Annotated in this window: 3 protein-coding genes; 2 read left to right on the top strand and 1 reads right to left on the bottom strand. The window is 62.6% G+C overall.

The window, feature by feature from the left end:
- Nucleotides 1-305 (top strand): hypothetical protein (locus EN750_RS40030; RefSeq protein ID WP_210212769.1); only part of this gene is annotated, 305 nt, incomplete at its 5' end.
- Nucleotides 306-514: 209 nt separating this feature from the next.
- Here the strand turns inward: EN750_RS40030 and EN750_RS25660 are convergent.
- Entirely contained in the window at nucleotides 515-2152 is a 1638-nt protein-coding gene (locus tag EN750_RS25660; RefSeq protein ID WP_127398212.1) for an ABC transporter substrate-binding protein, read from the bottom strand.
- A gap of 128 nt (nucleotides 2153-2280) precedes the next feature.
- Here EN750_RS25660 and EN750_RS25655 point away from each other — a divergent pair, with 128 nt between their 5' ends.
- Nucleotides 2281-3180, top strand: a complete 900-nt coding sequence (locus EN750_RS25655; RefSeq protein WP_127270477.1) for a LysR family transcriptional regulator — start codon at nucleotides 2281-2283, stop codon at nucleotides 3178-3180.
- Nucleotides 3181-3223: the final 43 nt, after the last annotated feature.

The raw sequence follows: 3223 nt of genomic DNA, 5'->3' as shown, positions 1-3223 counted from the left end.
GATATTGGCGTCCAACGTCCGAGACAGGCTGGAGTTCCGCGCAACAAGCAGGCGAATTCAGTTCAATTGAGCGGCAGAGACCTGTTGAGATCCGGCATAAACATCAGGCGGCGGCAGACCGCTCATGCGGCTCGATCTTGCCGCTTCGGTTCCTGTCGGCACCAAGAGCGCGAATTCTCCCGGTTTTCGGGAAGGTCGTTGCCCGGGAAAGCGGGTTTCACTTCCATCATTCAAAAGTAAGCTCCAGCCATGAACCGGAGCTTGATGATGACAGAGGCGGAAACCAGAATGTTTCACACGCTTGATGTGCCAGCCGGTCCGGTGCGCTGGCCCGGGATTCCGGCCGACCTGCCAAGGTATGGCGCGTGTGGCCGCACCTGCGCATCATGCCCGATGCGAAGCCCGCACTGCTCCTCGAACGCCCTTGATGCCGACGCTTCGGCGCAACTTTCCCGGTGAGCAGGCGACAGGCGGCGCCGGAAAATGCGCCGCCTGTCGGAAGGGTTGCCCGCGATCAGGCCGCGAGCCAGGCCCGGGTGAAGTCCTGCTCATAGGCTTGATGCATCTGGTAGCCCATCAAGGCAGGTTTCATATGGCAGAACAGCTTTCGCCAGTAGGGCTGAACGATGATGCCGGAATCCTGCAGCATGACCTGCAGTTCCTTCATCACCGCACGGCGCTGCTCCGGATCGGCGATGGCGTTGGCCTTGTGGACCTTGGCATCGAAGTCGGGATCGGCGAACCCTGTCTCGTTCCATGCCGAACCGGTCTGGTAGGCAAGCGCATAGGTCTGGATGCCGAGCGGTCGGGCGTTCCAATTGGTGGTCGCGAAGGGATACTTCGTCCAGTCGTTCCAGAATGCCGATTCCGGGATGACGGTGCGTTTCACCTTGAAGCCCGCGTCGCGCATCTGCTGGGCGACGGCATCGGAGCTTTCCTTGCGGTAATCGGCTTCGACCGAGATCAGATCAAATTCGAAATCGAGCTGGCCGGCTTCCTCGAGCAATGCCCTGGCCCGGACCGGATCACGTTTGATCGGCGGCAAGTCGGCGTGTTCGGGATGCATCGGTCCGACATGATCGTTCTGCGCGACGATACCCATGCCGTCGGCGCCCAGTTGCAGCACCGCTTCGTTGTCGACCGCAAGCTGTATGGCGTTGCGCACGCGCTTGTCGTCATAGGGTTTGGCGTTGACGTTGCAGCGCGAGACCAGGGTGGCGGCAGTGACGATCTCGCTTTTCTTCAGGCCCAGCCTGTCGAGCATGGCGACGTCATAGGACTGCGTCTGCCCATTCAGGTCGATCTCACCGGATTCGAATGCGGAGACGGTGGCGGCCGAGTCGGTGCCGTAGTCGGTCCAGTCGATGCCGTCGAGGAACACCTCGCCGCCCCACCACGACCCGTCCGGCCGCTTGCGCACCGAGGCAGCAACGCCGACATCGAGTCTTGCAAGTTCGAACGGGCCCGTGCAAACGGGGTTGGCCGACAGTGGCGCCGCCTTCGGATTGAATGTGTGGTGGACGATCAATGCCGGATAGTCGGTCATCGCTGGGATGATGGTGATGTCGGGCTGAGACAGTTTCAGGACCACGGTGTGGCCGTCGCGAACCTCGATGGCGCCAGTGCGTGCCACCTTGGTGTCGGGATCGATCAGCGCGGTCATGCGCCCGGCCATCGAGTTGCCGGCGGCATCCTTCTCGCACCAGCGCGTGATGTTGAAGGCAACATCCGTGGCGGTGAAATCGTCGCCGTTCGACCATTTCACCCCCGGGCGCACCTTGAGCACATATTCCGTCGCGTCCGCATTGATCTCCCAGCTCTGCAGCAGCACCGGCTCGAAGGTGAAATCCGGCTTCCAGCGCACCAGCGGTTCGAGAAACTGCATGGCGATGTTGCCCATCTGCGAAACCTTGAACTTGCGCGGGTCTTCCAGTTCCATCACCTGCATGGCAACACGCACCACGCCGCCCTTCCTGGGTTGGACGGCTTCCTCGGCTCGCGCCGGGACCGGCTGACCGATGAGCCCGTAGGCAATCGCCGTGCTGGCGCCGAAGGCGCTGGCCAGCGCCAGGAACTCGCGGCGGCCAAGCGCGCCGCTCTTTGCGCCTTTCGCAAATGTGCCGATCGCGGGATGAAGAGGTCTGGATGTCATATCGGTTCTCCCATTGTTGATTTTACGCCCAAATTCGGTGGAATGCCCTTGCCGCGTCGTTGCTGGGCGCTGTTTTCTACAGGACGCAGCCGATGGCGGCGGGGCCGCGACGGCGAGGGGAAGGCAAGATGAATCTTCTGACGGCGATGCGGGTGTTCGATCGGGTCTGCCTGCTGGGCAGCCTGTCGGCGGCGGCGCGCGATCTCAACATGTCGACGACGGCCGTCAGCCGCACCATCAAGGAACTGGAAGATGACCTCGGCGTCCGGCTCATCAATCGGACCACAAGGCGTCTCAGCCTCACCGAGGCGGGCCGCGACTATGCTCCGCGTGCGCGCAGCCTGCTCGACGACATTTCCGAACTGCAGGATTCGACGCGCGGCCTGCACAAGGAGACGCGCGGCCTGATCCGGGTTTCCTGCTCCAATGTTCTGGGCCACACGCGCATAACCAAGCTGGTGCCGAAATTCCTCGAAGAAAACCCGCTCACCACGATCGAGTTCGACCTCACCGCGCGTTATGTCGTCGGCATTGTCGAGGAAGGCTACGATGTGGCCATCCGCTTCGGCGGTCAGGCGGATTCCGCCCTGATTGCCCGCCGGCTTGGTGACGTCCGCAATTATGTCTGCGCCACGCCCGATTATTGGGATGCAAACGGCCGTCCGGTCCACCCGGATGAGCTGGCAAGCCATTCCTGCGTGCTGAGCAATTTCGCCAAGCGCCTTGGCACGTGGCCATTCATCGGACCCGACGGCCCTTTCGATGCGGCTATCGGGGGGCGGATCTCGACCAACAGCGTCGAGGCCGCCTACCAGATGACCACCGCCGGTTTCGGCATCGGCAACCTGCCCAGCCTGCTGGTCGACGCTGCGATCAGGGACGGCCGGCTGGAAGTGCAGCTGGATGAGTTTCGCCCCGGCTCCAGCCCGATCTACGCGCTCTATCCGCACCGCACCTATATTGCGGCCAAGGTGCGCGCGTTCGTCGATTTCCTGATCCGCGAACTGTCGGCCGACTTCACCGCCTGAAATGCTGCCCGATTGTCCATGGCCAACGCCGCCAGGCCCCCTC

It is taken from the genome of Mesorhizobium sp. M7A.F.Ca.ET.027.03.2.1, from assembly GCF_003999175.1.
Taxonomy (GTDB): domain Bacteria; phylum Pseudomonadota; class Alphaproteobacteria; order Rhizobiales; family Rhizobiaceae; genus Mesorhizobium.
This window is presented reverse-complemented; position numbering and strand designations above follow the sequence as displayed.

Coding starts and splice junctions, on each gene's coding strand:
- EN750_RS25655 (WP_127270477.1), top strand. CDS start 2,281: ATGAATCTTCTGACGGCGATGCGGGTGTTCGATCGGGTCTGCCTGCTG.
- EN750_RS25660 (WP_127398212.1), bottom strand. CDS start 2,152: ATGACATCCAGACCTCTTCATCCCGCGATCGGCACATTTGCGAAAGGC.